The organism is Bradyrhizobium brasilense (assembly GCF_029714345.1).
In the GTDB taxonomy this organism is placed as follows: domain Bacteria; phylum Pseudomonadota; class Alphaproteobacteria; order Rhizobiales; family Xanthobacteraceae; genus Bradyrhizobium; species Bradyrhizobium australafricanum.
The window spans coordinates 2,848,873-2,863,916 of record NZ_CP121669.1; the positions used below are offsets into that span (position 1 = coordinate 2,848,873).

The 15,044-nt window shown below is 65.3% G+C and carries 14 protein-coding genes and 1 riboswitch; of the genes, 5 read left to right on the forward strand and 9 right to left on the reverse strand.

Annotated elements, in window-relative coordinates; translation table 11 throughout:
* Nucleotides 1–110: 110 nt before the first annotated feature.
* The 3 genes from thiS to QA635_RS13145 all read right to left on the reverse strand — a co-directional run bounded on the left by thiS (nucleotide 111) and on the right by QA635_RS13145 (nucleotide 2,074).
* Nucleotides 111–308, reverse strand: coding sequence for a sulfur carrier protein ThiS (thiS, locus tag QA635_RS13135; RefSeq protein WP_057014951.1), 198 nt, complete (start codon nucleotides 306–308; stop codon nucleotides 111–113).
* Nucleotides 299–1,312 carry an FAD-dependent oxidoreductase gene (locus tag QA635_RS13140; RefSeq protein WP_283069519.1) on the reverse strand — a complete coding sequence of 338 codons (1,014 nt, stop codon included), beginning with the start codon at nucleotides 1,310–1,312 and terminating at the stop codon, nucleotides 299–301. Before QA635_RS13140 ends, thiS begins: the two co-directional genes overlap by 10 nt.
* Nucleotides 1,300–1,441: riboswitch (TPP riboswitch) on the reverse strand. Its footprint overlaps the gene before it by 13 nt.
* Before the next feature lie 108 nt (nucleotides 1,442–1,549).
* A complete protein-coding gene (locus tag QA635_RS13145) occupies nucleotides 1,550–2,074 on the reverse strand; it encodes a lytic transglycosylase domain-containing protein (RefSeq protein ID WP_283069520.1) in 525 nt (174 codons plus the stop codon).
* 371 nt (nucleotides 2,075–2,445) lie between these two features.
* Here QA635_RS13145 and QA635_RS13150 point away from each other — a divergent pair, with 371 nt between their 5' ends.
* The gene (locus QA635_RS13150; protein ID WP_028332600.1) at nucleotides 2,446–2,643 is read left to right on the forward strand and encodes a hypothetical protein; all 198 of its coding nucleotides are present in this window, start codon (nucleotides 2,446–2,448) and stop codon (nucleotides 2,641–2,643) included.
* 29 nt (nucleotides 2,644–2,672) lie between these two features.
* Here QA635_RS13150 and QA635_RS13155 read toward each other — a convergent pair whose 3' ends face one another.
* Complete coding sequence (locus QA635_RS13155) at nucleotides 2,673–4,031, reverse strand: ATP-binding protein (RefSeq protein WP_283069522.1); 1,359 nt, start codon at nucleotides 4,029–4,031, stop codon at nucleotides 2,673–2,675.
* 2 nt (nucleotides 4,032–4,033) lie between these two features.
* Nucleotides 4,034–4,771 carry a response regulator gene (locus QA635_RS13160; RefSeq protein ID WP_018273044.1) on the reverse strand — a complete coding sequence of 246 codons (738 nt, stop codon included), beginning with the start codon at nucleotides 4,769–4,771 and terminating at the stop codon, nucleotides 4,034–4,036.
* A gap of 288 nt (nucleotides 4,772–5,059) precedes the next feature.
* On the opposite strand from QA635_RS13160, the gene QA635_RS13165 reads away from it, so the two are divergent.
* Complete coding sequence (locus tag QA635_RS13165; protein WP_028344225.1) at nucleotides 5,060–5,437, forward strand: PRC-barrel domain-containing protein; 378 nt, start codon at nucleotides 5,060–5,062, stop codon at nucleotides 5,435–5,437.
* A 115-nt stretch (nucleotides 5,438–5,552) separates the two neighbouring features.
* On the opposite strand, the gene QA635_RS13170 is transcribed toward QA635_RS13165, so the two are convergent.
* Nucleotides 5,553–5,792 (reverse strand): hypothetical protein, encoded by a 240-nt coding sequence (locus tag QA635_RS13170; protein ID WP_225643777.1) that lies wholly within the window; start codon nucleotides 5,790–5,792, stop codon nucleotides 5,553–5,555.
* On the opposite strand from QA635_RS13170, the gene QA635_RS13175 reads away from it, so the two are divergent.
* Complete coding sequence (locus QA635_RS13175; RefSeq protein WP_283069525.1) at nucleotides 5,773–6,300, forward strand: PRC-barrel domain-containing protein; 528 nt, start codon at nucleotides 5,773–5,775, stop codon at nucleotides 6,298–6,300. The genes QA635_RS13170 and QA635_RS13175 overlap by 20 nt on opposite strands.
* Nucleotides 6,301–6,481: 181 nt before the next feature.
* Entirely contained in the window at nucleotides 6,482–9,550 is a 3,069-nt protein-coding gene (locus QA635_RS13180) for an alpha-mannosidase (protein WP_283069526.1), read from the forward strand.
* Between the two features lie 79 nt (nucleotides 9,551–9,629).
* On the opposite strand, the gene QA635_RS13185 is transcribed toward QA635_RS13180, so the two are convergent.
* The 3 genes from QA635_RS13185 to QA635_RS13195 form a co-directional block, all read right to left on the reverse strand.
* Nucleotides 9,630–10,844 carry an ABC transporter substrate-binding protein gene (locus QA635_RS13185; protein WP_283069527.1) on the reverse strand — a complete coding sequence of 405 codons (1,215 nt, stop codon included), beginning with the start codon at nucleotides 10,842–10,844 and terminating at the stop codon, nucleotides 9,630–9,632.
* A gap of 273 nt (nucleotides 10,845–11,117) precedes the next feature.
* The gene (locus QA635_RS13190; protein ID WP_283071621.1) at nucleotides 11,118–12,686 is read right to left on the reverse strand and encodes a DUF4403 family protein; all 1,569 of its coding nucleotides are present in this window, start codon (nucleotides 12,684–12,686) and stop codon (nucleotides 11,118–11,120) included.
* Between the two features lie 190 nt (nucleotides 12,687–12,876).
* Nucleotides 12,877–13,566: a L,D-transpeptidase gene (locus tag QA635_RS13195; RefSeq protein WP_283069529.1), complete on the reverse strand. Its 690-nt coding sequence runs from the start codon at nucleotides 13,564–13,566 to the stop codon at nucleotides 12,877–12,879.
* 250 nt (nucleotides 13,567–13,816) lie between these two features.
* Here QA635_RS13195 and QA635_RS13200 point away from each other — a divergent pair, with 250 nt between their 5' ends.
* A complete protein-coding gene (locus QA635_RS13200) occupies nucleotides 13,817–15,040 on the forward strand; it encodes an acyltransferase family protein (protein WP_283069530.1) in 1,224 nt (407 codons plus the stop codon).
* Nucleotides 15,041–15,044 lie beyond the last annotated feature (4 nt).

Here is a 15,044-nt window from a genome sequence, read left to right on the forward strand (position 1 = left end):
GATGTTGTTGCGACGAGCGTCTCCGCGTGTGCCCCAAAGAGGGGCCGCGGAGTATGGGTCCCGGCCTTCGCCGGGACGACGTGGGGAGAGTTTGTGCGTTCATTGTCACATCACCCTCCCTGCCGCGGCGTGATGATCTCGATCTCGTCGCCGGCTTTCAGCGCGGTGTCGGCCCAGCGGCTCTTCGGCACCACGTCGTAGTTCAGCGCAATCGCGAAATGCGTGCCCTCATAGTCGAGCTCCGCCAGCAGCGCATCGACACTGGAGGCCGCGATCTCCCGCTGCTCGCCGTTGACGATCACGCGCATTGCATCACCTCATTGTCGATTTCGCCGCGCGCGAGGTAGGCGAGCGTCAGCTCGGCCAGCGCCGGCGCCAGCAGGAAGCCATGACGGTAGAGTCCGTTCACCGTGATGCGTTCCTGCTCGATCCTGATTTTCGGCAGATTGTCGGGAAATGCAGGGCGCAGGCCGGCGCCGAATTCGACGATGCGCGCCTCGGCGAATGCCGGATGCACGACATAGGCGGCCCCTAACAGCTCCAGCGCCGAGCGCACGCTGACGCCGTTGTCCTCGGCCTCGATCGAGGTCGCGCCCAGCATGAAGCGGCCGTCGCCGCGCGGGATCACGTAAAGCGGCCAGCGCGGATGGATCAGCCGCACCGGGCGCGCCAGCTCGACCTCGGAGGTCTCGATGATGATCATCTCGCCCTTGACGCCGCGCAAGCTCGCCTCGCGGTCGCGCGCGGCAAGGCCGCGGCAGTCGATCACGACGCCGTCGAGATCGGTTGCCTCGGCGTCGCTGCCGAACTTGATGGCGCCGCCGGCCTTGGCGATCGCGGCATGCAGCCGCGGCAGCACGCGGCGCGGCTCGACATGGCCCTCGTCGGGATAGAACAGGGCGTCACGGAAACGGCCCTCGAGCGACGGCTCGAGCGCGCGAACGCCCTCGGCGTCGATCCGGCGATGGCCGGTGGTGAGGCGGGCAAAGCGCTCGAAATCGGCGCGGTCGCGCGGATGCGCCACCACCAGCGAGCCGTTGAACGGGGTTTCCGGAACATGCTGCCGCCACAGCGCGAGCGAGCGGATGCCGAGCCGGGAGATCACCGGCTCGGAGGCCTCCGCCTCGCACCAGGGCGCCAGCATCCCGCCGGCCCAGTGGCTTGTGGATTCCGTCATCGCGGCGTCACTGCGCTCATGCAGGGTGACGGCACGTCCGGCCTCTGCGAGCAAGAGCGCATGCCAGGCGCCGGCTATGCCTGCGCCGATGATGGAGACGGGGGAATCCCCCCGCGGTCTTGACGTCTGATACATCCCTGTCCCTTCGCCGGCATGACCCGGATCAGGTTCAAAGGGTCACCGCGGTCCCGGACTATTCGCCTACTGGCTAGCCCAAGCTTGCGGTATCTCAGCTCCTCCTTCGGAGCACCCCTCGGAACGCCCCTAATGTAGGCGGATGGGCTCGTGTGTCAACTTGTATGCCAGACGCGTTGACAGGCGGTGTCGAGGATGGCCGGCACGCGCCGTGGGGCTGCGCGGACGCAATCGGTGCTATCTTTCGGCCTGTTCCGGCTTCGGCTCGGCGGTATCGGCCGTCATTTGCTCCGACTTGGCGAATTCCTTCGGCGGTGCACCCGCGCCGCCATGCTTCGCTTCCTTCAGGTGATCCCCGCGCTGGCGCTTTGCGACGTAGTAATACCCGCCCGCGAAATAACGCACGGCTCGATCGTGATTGCCATCGGCGGCGCGATAGGCGCCGGCGAGGTATTTGATGCCGTATTTGAGGTTGGTCTGGGGATCGCGCAGACCCTCGGCGGTACCGGTGTAGCCGAGGCCGCGTGCAGTGCCGAGCTTGATTTGCATCAGCCCGATCGTGCCGCCGCGTCCGATCAGCTGCGGATGGTACTTGCTCTCGCGCACGATGACGCGATGCACCAGCTCTTCCGGCACGAGGTTCGCCTGGGCCTCGGCCGCCACCATCGCCTCATATTGCGCGCGCGATTGCGCCTGCGCGCTCGCGCAGGACGCCAGCAGCGCGATTGCGGCAAGGCAGCCAAGGGCTTGTACGGTCTTCATCTCAATCGCTCGGGTTTTCAGATGCGCGTCGGTTCTGCGGTCTCATTGGTACGCCGAGCGGGCAGGAATGTGGCAAAACCTTCGCATCAGCGAACGTTATGCATCCGTGATTGTCCGGTCATGGGGTGAAGGGACGACGCGATTGCAAGACGGATGCTTCAAATTGTTTGCTTCAATCGTCTCAGCCAAAAATTGTCTTGGCCTGCAATTTCCTTCTAATTTTTCTGACTAATTTTGCCGCACGCTATCCACAGCAGTTTGTCGTGCAAACGAATCAATGAAGGTCTAGACTTCATCCACGACAGAGTGCGTGATCGTTCAGTCAGCAGCTCTGTCCAAGCACGCAAGAAACAACATTCGGGAGATGCGCCATGGTCCGTCAGGACACCGGCTATATGCCTCGCGAAAATCCCTGCGCGCAATGCGGCAAGCCGATCGCCCGCCCTGATTGGGTGGAGCACAGCGAAGGCCGCTCCTCGTTCCTGTGGAATTGCCGCGCCTGCAATTACCGCTTCGAAGCCATCGCGATCTACGAGGAAGCGGAGCTCATTACGCCGCTCGCCGCTTGACGTCTCCTCATCGCATCAGCTTCAGCTGATCAGGCCGCGGATCTCTGCCGCGGCTGCAATTGCTGTTGCCGCGCCGGCAATTCGATCCGGACCACGAGCCCGTGCGGCTTGCGATCGTGCAGCGACAGCGTGCCGGCATGCGCGAGCACGATGGCATTGGCGATCGACAGACCAAGGCCGAAGCCTTCGGCCTCATCCATATTGCGTGCCTGGTCGCCGCGCACGAACGGCTCCAGCACGCTCGCCTTGTGCGCATCCGAGATGCCGGGCCCGTCATCCTCGATATCGACGACGAGGCGGTCGGGCTTGACGTCGAGGCGGACGGCAACTTCGCCGCCGAACCGCACGGCATTCTCCACCAGATTGGTGATGCAGCGATGCAGGTCGGCCGGCCGCGCGGTCGCCATCGCGTGCTGCGGGCCCGTGTAATTGACCTTGTGTCCCATGTCGGCGAACTGATCGGTGACGAGGTGCAGCGTGCTCGCGATGTCGACCAGCGTCATCTCCTCGAGCTTGCGGTCGTTGCGCAGGAACGACAGCACCGATTCCAGCATCGAGCGCATCTGGTCGAGGTCGCGCAGCATGCGGTGGCGGTGGGTCTCGTCCTCGATGAATTCGGCGCGCAGCCGCATCCGCGTGATCGGCGTGCGCAGGTCATGGCTGATCGCGGCCAGCATCTTGGTGCGATCGTCGATCAATGCGGTGATGCGCTCGCGCATCCGGTTCAGCGCCCGGGCCAGCGAACGAATCTCCTCCGGACCGCGCTCGGGCAGCGGCGCGGCGGCGCCGTTCAGGCTGAAGGTCTCGGCGGCCTTGACGAAGGACGACAGCGGCGCGGTCAGCGCCCATGCCGCCCACAGGCCGAGCAGGGTGACGCTGATGACGGCGAACAGCACGGTCATCATCCACGGTCCACCCCAGAACGGCCGCATGTGCTGATCCGGCGTCAGGTTGGCGGCGAACATGGCGCCGTCGGGCAGGCGGATCGCGACGCGACGAATTTCGCCGTCATGCGGCGTGCCGCCAGCCTCGCGCGGCAGCAGGAAGATGCGATAGCCGGTGCCGAGCCGGCGCAACGCGTGCAGGCTCGGCGTGTCGGTTTCGGTGAGCGCGCCGGCATCGGCCGGCAGGTCGCCGATGGCAAGTTGCGGGAAGGCGCGGGCGACGTCGGCCACGAGCCGCGGCCGCTCCGACGCCGGGGCATGCCCGAGCAGTTGCGCGGCGGCGGCGAGCTGGGTGTGCCAGCGGTCCGAAGGCTCCACCCGATCAGGGCGATGGATCAGGAAGGTGGCGGTGATGATCAGATGCAGCGCGACGATCGAAACGACGACCAGCGCCGCCATCTGGGCGCCGATCCCCCGCAGACTCAGCACGCGCAGCAGCTTCATGGTCAGTTGTTCGTGGCGGCAACCGCCTCCACCCTCGGCGTGAACACATAGCCGCCGGAACGCACCGTCTTGATCATGGTGGCTTCCTGCGGATCGGGCTCGATCTTGCGGCGGATGCGGCTGACCAGCACGTCGATCGAACGTTCGAACGAGCCGGCGCTGCGACCCTGGGTCAGGTCGAGCAGGCTGTCGCGCGACAGCACGCGGCCAGGCCGCTCGCAGAAGGTGCGCAGCAGGTCGAACTCGGCGCTGGTCATGGCGACGCGCGCGCCTTCGGGGTTGCGCAGCTCGCGCAGGCGGATGTCGATACGCCAGCCGAGGAAGGTCAGCGTGGTCGCGCCCTCGATCGCGCTGGCGTTGCGCGCGGCGGCCTGCCGGCGCAGCACCGCGTTGATCCGCGCCAGCAGCTCGCGCGGGTTGAACGGCTTTGCCAGGTAGTCGTCGGCGCCCATCTCGAGGCCGAGGATGCGGTCGACGTCCTCGCCGCGCGCGGTCAGCATGATGATCGGCGTCTGCGATTCCGCCCGCACCTTGCGGCACAGGCTGAGGCCGTCCTCGCCGGGCAGCATGACGTCGAGCACCAGGAGATCCACTCGGTGGTCGGTCATCGCCTTGGCCATCTCGCGGCCGTCGGAGGCGGTCGTGACATGACAAGAATTGGTACGGAGATATTTTGCGATAAGCGACCGCGTCTCGCGGTCGTCCTCGACGACAAGGATATTGGGCGCAGCCTGGGTCATACCGATCTTTTGTCCGTGATTCGGGGAAAGCGGCTCAGGAATTTTGTTTCAGTATGTGTCTGAAATCTTGCCCGGCTATCCGGGTTAACAGGTCGGCCGCAGGGAGAAAAGTTATCGTTCTGTCATCAATCCTGATGCCCTGAAATGCGTGCAGAACCCTCTCGGGACAGCGCGTCGGCCCCTGTTCGTAATGGCGGCCGGAGAAAGGGAAGAGCGGCTGTCATATCCGGGGGCGGAACCCGTTACCCCGGCGACGCGTTATTTCCCTTTCGGGTCAAGGAGGATGAGATGGCTGTCGAGGTCGAGACCAGGCCGCATCAGCTCATTGCGAGCGACCGGGTCGAGGGGACGGCGGTGCGCCGGGCCAATGGCGACATGATCGGCCATATCGAGCGGCTGATGATCGACAAGATCTCCGGCAAGGTATCGTACGCGGTGTTGAGCTTCGGCGGCTTCCTGGGCATTGGAACCAATTTGATCCCGCTGCCCTGGGGCCGGCTGCACTACAACCCGAAGTTCGAGGCCTATGAGCTCGACATCGAGGACGAGGAGCTCAAGCGCGCGCCGTCGTTCCGTGCCGACAAGGATTTCGATTGGGGCGATCGCTCGCAGGAAGTCGAGCTGCATCGCTTCTACGGCGTGCCGCCCTATTGGGGCGGCTTCTGATCGCGCGGCAACATGCGCGCATGACGACGCTCGCCGATCGATGATGCGGTCGCCGGGACGAGCGCGCGGCTTGTGCAGCGCGGTTCGCCGGGACGACTTAGTGAGCCAAACATCGTCACATCATGGACTGCGCGTCCGGCGCAGTCGTGAGGCTCAACCGCAAGCTCACTTGAGAGATCACGATCGCTTCCGTCAAGCGGCGCAGCGTTCCATGCGCTGAAAGGTCCTCACCCTGTTCCTCGGCATTTAAGCGGCTTTTGAGCGCAGGTCCGTTAGGAACGGTTGCGAAGATGACGGGTTTTCCCAGCATCGATTTTGCGAGAGGAGAGCCATCAATGTTGGTCAAATCCATCATCGCCGGCCTCGCCGGCACCGCGCTGCTTGCAACCGTCGCCGTTGCGCAGACGCCAACCGATAAGGGCGACAAGATGTCTCCTGCGGCGTCGACGTCATCCACGTCAGCCACGTCGCCGGATTCGTTCAAGGGCAACTGGCGCGCGTCGAAGGTCGTCGGCCTCAGCGTGTACAACGACGCCAATGAAAGCGTCGGCTCGATCAATGATCTGCTGATGGAGAAGGGCGGCGCCATGAAGGCGGTCGTGATCGGCGTCGGCGGCTTCCTTGGCGTCGGCGAGCACCTGGTCGCGGTCCCGATCGACAAGGTGAAATTCGTGAACGAGCCGATCGCCTATACCGGCGCCTCGAACACCGGCAGCACAAGCAAGTCGACGACCACCACCACGGGCGCGGCGCCTGCGGCGGCGACGTCGAAGCCGAATCCCTGGTATCCCGATCATGCCGTGTTCAATGCGAGCAAGGATGAGCTGAAGGCGATGCCGGAATTCAAGTATTCGACCGACTAACGCATCGCGTCACCCGCAAGAGAAAAGCGCGTCCGGTTGCTGCCGGGCGCGCTTTTTTGCTGGCCGGATGGATAAAATTTGGGAAGAGTGTAGGGAGTGGGTCAGGCGATCCAATTCGGACAGCGCGTTGCAATCATCATCAACCCCTACGTGATCATTCGTCAAATGGCTGAAGAATCCGATGAATGACAGGGAGCGCGATGGAGGCAATCCCGCGATAGCCCGGATTCGCGGCCGCTACCCGCAATACACGCGGCGCCGGTTGGCAGGCTTTGCGGAGCGGCTGCAACAGAAGGTTCATGCCGACCGCGTGCCGGTCACCTCGCTCGCGCTTGCCGGTCCCACCGAGCGGATCAGCCTCGAGGACGCGCTCAAGCTCGATTATCGGCCGGTCCCATTGGGCGAGACGCTGGGACCGCTATGGGCGACTTATTGGGTGCAGGTCGTGGCCGAGGTGCCGCAGGCCTGGGCCGGCTCGCGCGTGGATCTTTATTGGGACAGCCGCTCGGAAGCGCTGCTTTGGCTCAACGGACGTTCCTCGCAGGGTCTCAATCCCGGCCGCCACATCGCGCCGCTCGTTCAGTCGGCGAGCGGAGGGGAGACGATCAGCTTCCATGTGGAGGTGGCCTGCAACGGCCTGTTCGGTGCGTTCTGGAGCGATCCGCAGGCCTACGCGCTGGTCGCCTGCGAGCTGCGCCGCTTCGATCCCGAGGCCACGGCATTCTATTTCGACTACGAGGTGCTGCGCCAGCTCGAGGCTGACCGCGACCCCACGACAAAGTCGAGGTCATACGGCGCTGTCGGAGAGACGGCGCAGCCGGCGCTGGATCGGACCTGGGCGGGGCGCCTGCTGCACGATCTCAACCGAATCTGCAACATCGCCGATCCCGACGATCGCGCGACATGGCCGGCGGCGCGGGCGATCCTCGATGGCCTGCTCGCGGCACGAAATGGCAGCATCACCCACGAGATGTCGGCGATCGGCCACGCCCATCTCGACACGGCATGGCTGTGGCCGCTGGCGGAAACCCGGCGCAAGGCGCAACGCAGCTTCTCCACGGCGGTGGCGCTGATGGAGCGCTATCCCGATTTCAAGTTCGCCTGCTCGCAGGCCTATCAGTATGCCGTCATCGAGCAGAATGACCCTGACCTGTTCGCCCGAATTCGCGCCAAGGCCGCCGCCGGCCAATGGATTCCGGTCGGCGGCAGCTGGATCGAGCCGGACTGCAATCTGCCGTGGGGCGAGTCGATCTGCCGTCAGTTCCTCTATGGTCAGCGCTATTTCGAGCGAACATTCGGCGCGCGCTCCAGCGTGTTCTGGAATCCCGACGTGTTCGGCTACGACGCCCAGCTGCCGCAGCTGATGCAGTCGGCGGGGATGTCGCGCTTCCTGACCCAGAAGCTGTCGTGGAACAAGTTCACCTCACCGCCGCATCACAGCTTCCATTGGCGCGGACTGGATGGCAGCACGGTGCTGGCGCATTTCCCCCCGGCGGACACCTACAACGGATCGGCGCAGGTCGCGGAGCTCCGCTATCACGCCGCCAATTACAAGGACGCCGACCGTTCGTCCGACGCACTCTATCTGTTCGGCTATGGCGACGGCGGCGGCGGTGCCGACGAGACGATGCTCGAGACGTTGCAGCGCGCAAGGGACTTGCAGGGGCTGCCGCGGATCCAGATTCGCTCCGTCGACGAGTTCTTCGACCGCCTGGCGATATCGGCGCCGGATCTGGCGACGATCGAAGGCGAGCTCTATCTCGAATATCATCGCGGCACCTACACCACGCAGGCCGAGACCAAGCGCCTCAACCGCGCTTGCGAGGCCGGTCTTCAGGCCCTCGAATTCGTGACCACGGTCGCGGCCGCCTGCCGGCAACCGGCACCATCAGCACAGGAGATCGAAGCGCTGTGGCGCACGCTGCTGGTGAACCAGTTCCACGACATCATTCCCGGCAGCAGCATCCGCGAGGTCTATGAACGTGCGGAGGTCGAACTCGCCGGCGTGGCGGAGGAGGCCGGGCGTCGCACGCAAGCCGTGCTGGCGACACTGTGCGATCCCGAAGACGGCAATTGGACACCCGTCAACACGCTGGGCTGCGCGCGCGCCGAGGTCGCGTCCGACCCCGACGGCGAGCTTCATCACATCGTCGCCGCGCCGTTTGCGGCGGGCGAAACGACGACGACCGACGATCGCGTTGTGGTCGCCGCCGATCTGGACGGCTTCGTGCTGTCGAACGCGCGGCTCGAAGCGCGCATTGACCGCAGCGGGCTCGTTCGGTCGCTGCTGCATGTTGCGACCGGCCGCGAGACCTTCGCATCGCCGGCAGCCCGGCTGCTGCTGCTCGATGACCGGCCGCTCGATTTCGAGGCTTGGGATATCGATCCGTTCGCGCTGGAGACCGCGCGCGAGGTGACGGGGGAGGTGAGCTGCGTCGTGCTGTCGGATGGCGGACTGCGCGGCGAAGTCCGTTTCGAGCGCGGGCTCGGACGCGCGAGCAGGCTCGCGCAGGTGATCCGCCTCGATGCCGGCGCCGATCATCTCGAATTCGAAACCACGGTCGATTGGCAGGAGCGCAAGACGGCGCTGAAGGTCATGTTCCCCGTCGCCTGCCGTGCATCGAACGCAACCTATGAAACCATGTTCGGCGCAACCGAGCGGCCGACCCATGCCAACGCGGATGCCGATGCGGCCAAGTACGAGGTGCCCGGGCATCGCTGGGCCGATCTCGCCGAGCCGGATTTCGGCGTGTCGCTGTTCAGCGACTGCCGTCACGGCTATTCGGCGTTCGGCAACCAGCTCGCGCTGACGCTGCTGCGCGGCTCCGAATTGCCTGATCCGCAGGCCGATATCGGGCGGCACCGGATGCGCTATGCGATCTATCCCCACCAAGGCGACTGGCGCAGCGCGGACACGGTCGGGCGCGCCTTGCGGTTCGAGCGTCCAGTGCTGTGGACCAAAGGGCGCGCTCGCGCGCTGTTGCGACACTCGCTCCTGACTGCGTCCCCGGCCAATGTGATCGTCGATACGATCAAGCCCGCCGAGGATGGAGACGGCTGGGTGGTGCGGCTCTACGAGAGCGCCGGCATTCGCACCGCCGTGACGCTCGATTTCGGCGTCGACATCGCGTCGGTGTGGATCAGCAACACCCTGGAAGACCGCATCGAGGCCTTGCCGACCGAGGATCGGGGATGCCGCCTGGCGCTGCGTCCATTCCAGATCGCAACGCTGCGGGTCTTCCAGGCCTAATGCTTGCAGTGACTTTCGCCCCGGCTTGCGCGGAGAGACCGGATCGCATCGCTGGATGCGATCCGGTGTGGCGTAGCCGTCAGTTCGACTTCACCAGCGGGCAGCCGCCCTTATCGAGCGGGCGGAACGCCTCGTCGCCGGGCACGGTGGCGATCAGCTTGTAGAGGTCCCACTCGCCCTTGGATTCCTCGGGCTTCTTGACCTCGAACAGATACATGTCGTGCACCATGCGGCCGTCGATCCGGATGTGGCCGTTCTTGGCGAAGAAGTCGTTGACCGGCGTGGCGCGCATCTGGGCCATCACCTTCGGCGCCTCATCGGAGCCGATGGCCTCGATCGCCTTCAGGTAATGCATGGTCGCCGAATAGAGGCCGGCCTGGATCATGGTCGGCATATGGCCGACCTTCTCGTTGAAGCGCTTCGAGAAGGCGCGCGTCTCGTCGTTCATGTCCCAGTAGAAGGCGTCGGTGACGATCAGGCCCTGGGTGGCCTTGATGCCGAGCGAATGCGTGTCGGTGATCTCCTGCAGCAGCGCGATCATCTTCTGGCCGCCTTGGGTCAGGCCGAACTCGGAAGCCTGCTTCAGCGCGTTGGTGGTGTCGCCGCCGGCGTTCGCCAGTGCCACGACCTTGGCCTTGGAGGCCTGCGCCTGCAGCAGGAAGGACGAGAAGTCCGACGAGTTGAGCGGATGACGCACGTCGCCCAGCACCTTGCCGCCGCTCTCCTTGACGACATTGGCGGCATCGCGCTCCAGCGCCATGCCGAAGGCGTAGTCGGCGGTGACGAAGAACCAGGTGTCCTCGCCGCGCTTGACCATCGCCTTGCCGGCGACGTTCGACAGCGCGTAGGTGTCGTAGGTCCAGTGCACCGTGTTGGGCGAGCAGGCGGTGCCGGTGATATCGGAGGATCCGCCGCCGGAATTGATGTGGATCTTGTTCTTCTCGCGCGTCAGCGCCGAGATCGGCAATGCGACCGACGAGGTCGGCACGTCGAGGATCGCGTCGACCTTGTCGTTGTCGTACCAGTTGCGCGCGATGTTGACGCCGACGTCGGGCTTGTTCTGGTGATCGGCTGCGATCACCTGCACCGGCTTGCCTTTCACCTTGCCGCCGTAATCGGCGACCGCCATCTCGACGGCGGCGACCGAGCCCTTGCCGGTGGCGTCCGCATAGAGGCTCGACATGTCGGTGAGCACGCCGATCTTGACGACATCGTCGGAGATCTGGGCGTTCGCCGCGGTCCCTGAGACCGCGAGCGCGAGGCCGGCCGCCGCTGCGGCCAAGAGTGTTTTCATCGTGTTTTTCTCCCTGACTTTTTCGTTGAGGGTTGCTTCCACCGGGGCGTTCTAGCCGCTGCGACAAGCTGTCGCAAAGACGACTTTTTGAGCATGCGCGCGGCAAGTGTTCCCCCTCTCCCCGCTCTTCGCGGGGAGAGGGTTGGGGTGAGGGGCCTTATTCACGAGTGGCGATTGTCGTGAGACCTGTACCCCCTCACCCGGATTGCTTCGCAATCCGACCTCTCCCCGCGAGCGGGGCGAGGTAAGAGAGCAATCCGCTCGGGCAGTGTCCTACAGCGCCGGTAACGCGGTGACGGCGGCCTTGATGGTGCCGTCGGTTTCCACGATCACCCGCAACGTCTTGGAATCGAAGTCGATCCCGGCAAGCCGGATGCTGTTGACCTCGGCGTCGACGCGGATGCCCTCCTCGTTCTTCTGCAGGTCGGCGATGGCGGCGGCGACCTTGCGCTGCGCGTTGGTCGCGAATGGCTTCAGGTCGACCACCAGCCGGTCGTTGAGGGTCTGCTGCATGTGCGGGATCGCCGCGCGCGCGGCGGCGCCGAGCAGGCCGAACGCAGCCTCGGATTCCACCGCCAGCTCGACGTCGGTCAGCCGCAGCGTCTGCGACGGCTGGTCGAGCCGCGGCCGGCCCCAGATGTGCACGGTCGCCTCGGCGCCCATGCCGAACCAGCTGGCCTTTTCCTTGGCGTGCACCAGGAGCGAGATCAGGAGCCGGTCGCCGGAGGCGGCGATGCTCGCGCTCTTGACCGTCACGTCGACCGGACCGGAGCCGTCCTCGGGGAAGGTTTTGCCCTTGAGCTGCGCCTCGACCAGCTGGCTCAGCGTGGTGAAGGACAAGTCGACCGGCAGGCCGATCGCGACCTGGCTCGGCATCGGCGGCACGATCGAAAGTTTTTCGGGGAACGGGCAGTTTGGCGTGGTCTGCGCCTCCGTGATCCGCGTTTCGGCCTCGATCCCCATCGTCAGGATCAGCGAGGACGCATCGACCTTCGGCTGCGCGGCGATCGCGCGGGTCGGTCGCAACTCGAGCCACATCGGCGGCATCGAGGTGGTGCCGCCGGTGCCTTGCAGCGGGATCGAGCGGCAGGCCTTGGCCCATTGCGTGCGGGCGTTGTTCTGGAACACCGGGTCGTTGTGCAATCGGGCCTCGACCACAGAAATCTGGTCGGCGACCGCCTTGTCGATGACAGGCTTGACCTGGGCCGGCACGCTGATGCGGACGCCGGCCGTCGACAGGCTGGTGTCGCCGAGATTGACCTGTGCCTGCAGGTTCGGCTCGATCCGCCAGGATGCGCCGAGCTTCGGCCGCGCGGTGAGGGTGACGTTGCCCTTGATCTCGGCGTTGGCGTTGATGTTCTTGATGTTCACGGCGCCGATCTGCTTGGCGACATTGCCGCCGAGCAGGCTGCCGAGCGCGTCGTTGACCGCACCGGTTGCCTTGGCGGACAGCGCGCCGGTGACCTTGAGCGTGCCGTTGATCGGGGTGGTCAGCGTCAGCACGTCCTGCGCGCCGGTAGCCGCGATCGGCCCGCGCGATGCGGTCCAGCCGATGTCGGCATTTTGCAGGATTTGCTGGACCGGGTTGTCGGCCTTGCCGCCGAACGTCTTCGGCGCGCCGCGTTCGGCGGCGTCGCGGATCGCCGACAGCGCGACCGAGACCTGCGCCACGATCGTCGAGGAACGCGGCGCCTGCGGCAGCGGCGGCAGCTCTGCGAGCTTCGGCTTCTGCACGGTGACGCTCGGCGCGAGCCAGTCCATTGCCTTGAGGCTGATCACGAACGAGACCAGCACCACCGCGATCCCGACCGCTATCGTCCTTGGATGCATCGGTAGACGCATCATTCCCCCGGATGAAAATCAACTTGACGGCTTGTACAGGCCCCCCGACGAGGGCGCCAGTGTGGCGGGATCAAGCTGCTTCAGGGGCGAAGGCGTTAAGGTTTATGAACGCGACAACGGCCCCGGCATGAGAATGCCGGAGCCGTCGTCGAGGACGCCTTTATTAAGGGACGCCTTGGAGGGGAGGGGCTTAGCGGACGGCCGAGCCGAGATCGGCGCGGCGGTCGGTCATCGGCAGCACGATCACCTTGGTGCCGACGCTGACCCGCGAATAGAGGTCGGAGACATCTGCATTGGTCAGGCGCAGGCAACCGGAGGACACGCGGGTGCCGATCGTCTCCGGCGCGTTGGTGCCGTGGATGCGGTAGATGGTGCCGCCGAGATACATGGCGCGGGCGCCGAGCGGATTGCCGGGGCCGCCGGCCATGTGGCGCGGCAGATAGGGCTGGCGGGCGATCATTTCCGGCGGGGGCGTCCAATCCGGCCACTCTGCCTTCTTGGTGATGGTCTGGGTGCCCGACCAGGTGAAGCCGTCGCGGCCGATGCCGATGCCGTAGCGCATGGCCTGCCCGTTGCCGAGCACGAGATAGAGATAGGTGTGCGGGGTGTCGATGATGATCGTGCCGGGCGCCTCGCGCGTCGGATAGGCGACGACCTGGCGGCGCAGGCGGGCGGGCAACTCGACCGAACGGTCTTCCTCCTGCGCCTGCGGCATCGACTGCACCGGCGGCTGCACGGCCTCGGTCGGCGGCGTCAGGATGAAGGGGAACATCGGCAGCGGAGCGGCCGCGGCGGTATTTGCGAATGAGACGGTGCCAATCGCCAGCGCACCGAAGGCGGCGGCAGCGAGACGTGAGTTCAGCTTGATGGAATTGAACATTGTCGACCCCTGTTGTTTGCGCCCTGCGCGCCAGTTCCGGCGCGTCGTTGGGTCAAAGCAGTACAGGTGAGGCGTTTCAGGACGTTTGCACGAAATCGCCAAAATGGTTTCGTGCCGTTAGGGAATTGTTTCGTGCGTGTTTCGTCGCACGGTTAAGGCCGGGTTGCCGGGAAGGGGGTGTCCCGCCGCAAGACAGTCTTTCTGGCACGGCGCTTGCTGTCCCAGCGCATTGTTTCGGAATGGAGTGGAAATGATGCTGGGGCACACGATCGGCAGCATGCTGGATCGGCAGAAGGGCTTCGGCCCCGGGTTCGATTTCCTCCGCATTGCACTTGCGATTTCCGTCGTCGCCGCCCACGCGCCCTATGTCGCGAGCGGTAGTGGCGACGGCGAGCAGGCGTGGATCTCCTGGTTTCCGCACTACGCCATCCTCGTGATGTTCTTCGCGCTGAGCGGGTTTCTCATCGCGGCGAGCGGGCTGCGGCTTTCTCTGAAGGAGTTTCTCACCAATCGCGGCATGCGGATCATTCCGGCGCTTGCGGTCGAGATCGTGCTGTCGGCACTGATCCTCGGGCCGATCTTCACCGCGCTGCCGCTGCACGACTACTTCACCAATTTCGGCACCTACAAATACTTCACCAACATCATCGGCCTCGTGAACTACGTCCTGCCTGGCGTGTTCAGCGGCAATCCCGCGCCGGAGGTCAACAGCTCGCTGTGGACGGTGCCGTTCGAATATGGCTGCTACGCGCTGATGACGGTGTTCATCCTGTTCGGCCTGTTGCGCAAGCCGCCGCTCATCGTGCTCGGTGCGCTCGTGCTGGTCGGCATCGGCCTTGGGCTCGCACTCACTGGGCATAGCGCGCAACCCTCGCAACTGCCCGCCGGGGTCGCCGGCACGCTGCATGACAGGATCTTCAGCACGGCGCCGTTCCTCGGACGCGGCGCGAAGCTGCCGGTCGCGTTCATGCTCGGCATCGCGATCTATCTCTATCGTGACCGCATTCCCTACAACGGATGGCTTCTCGCCGCGTGCTGCGCGCTCTGCGCGGGCGCCGCGCTGCTTGGTCCGGCGGACTGGATGAGCCAGCCGGTGCTCAATCTGCTGATCGCCCCGGCGCTGGTCTATATCACCGCCTATCTCGGCGTCTCGAAGCTGCCGCGGCTGCCGCTGATCTCGCGCGGCGACTATTCCTACGGCATCTATCTCTACGGCTTTCCGGTGCAGCAGGTGGTGCGGGTATGGCTGCCGCACGCGCCGGTGATCGTTCAGTTCGCGATTGCGCTGCTGCTGATCACGCTGTTCGCCGCGTTCTCCTGGCACTGGATCGAGAAGCCGATCCTGAAGCTGCGCAGCCGCTTCTCCTTCGTGGCGCGCGAGCGCCTTGCGCCGGACGACGCGGCCGCGACGCGCCAGGACATTGCGCCGCTTGCCGTTGCCGCGAGCGCCGTCCGCAGCAGGCAATCCTCCTGACGAG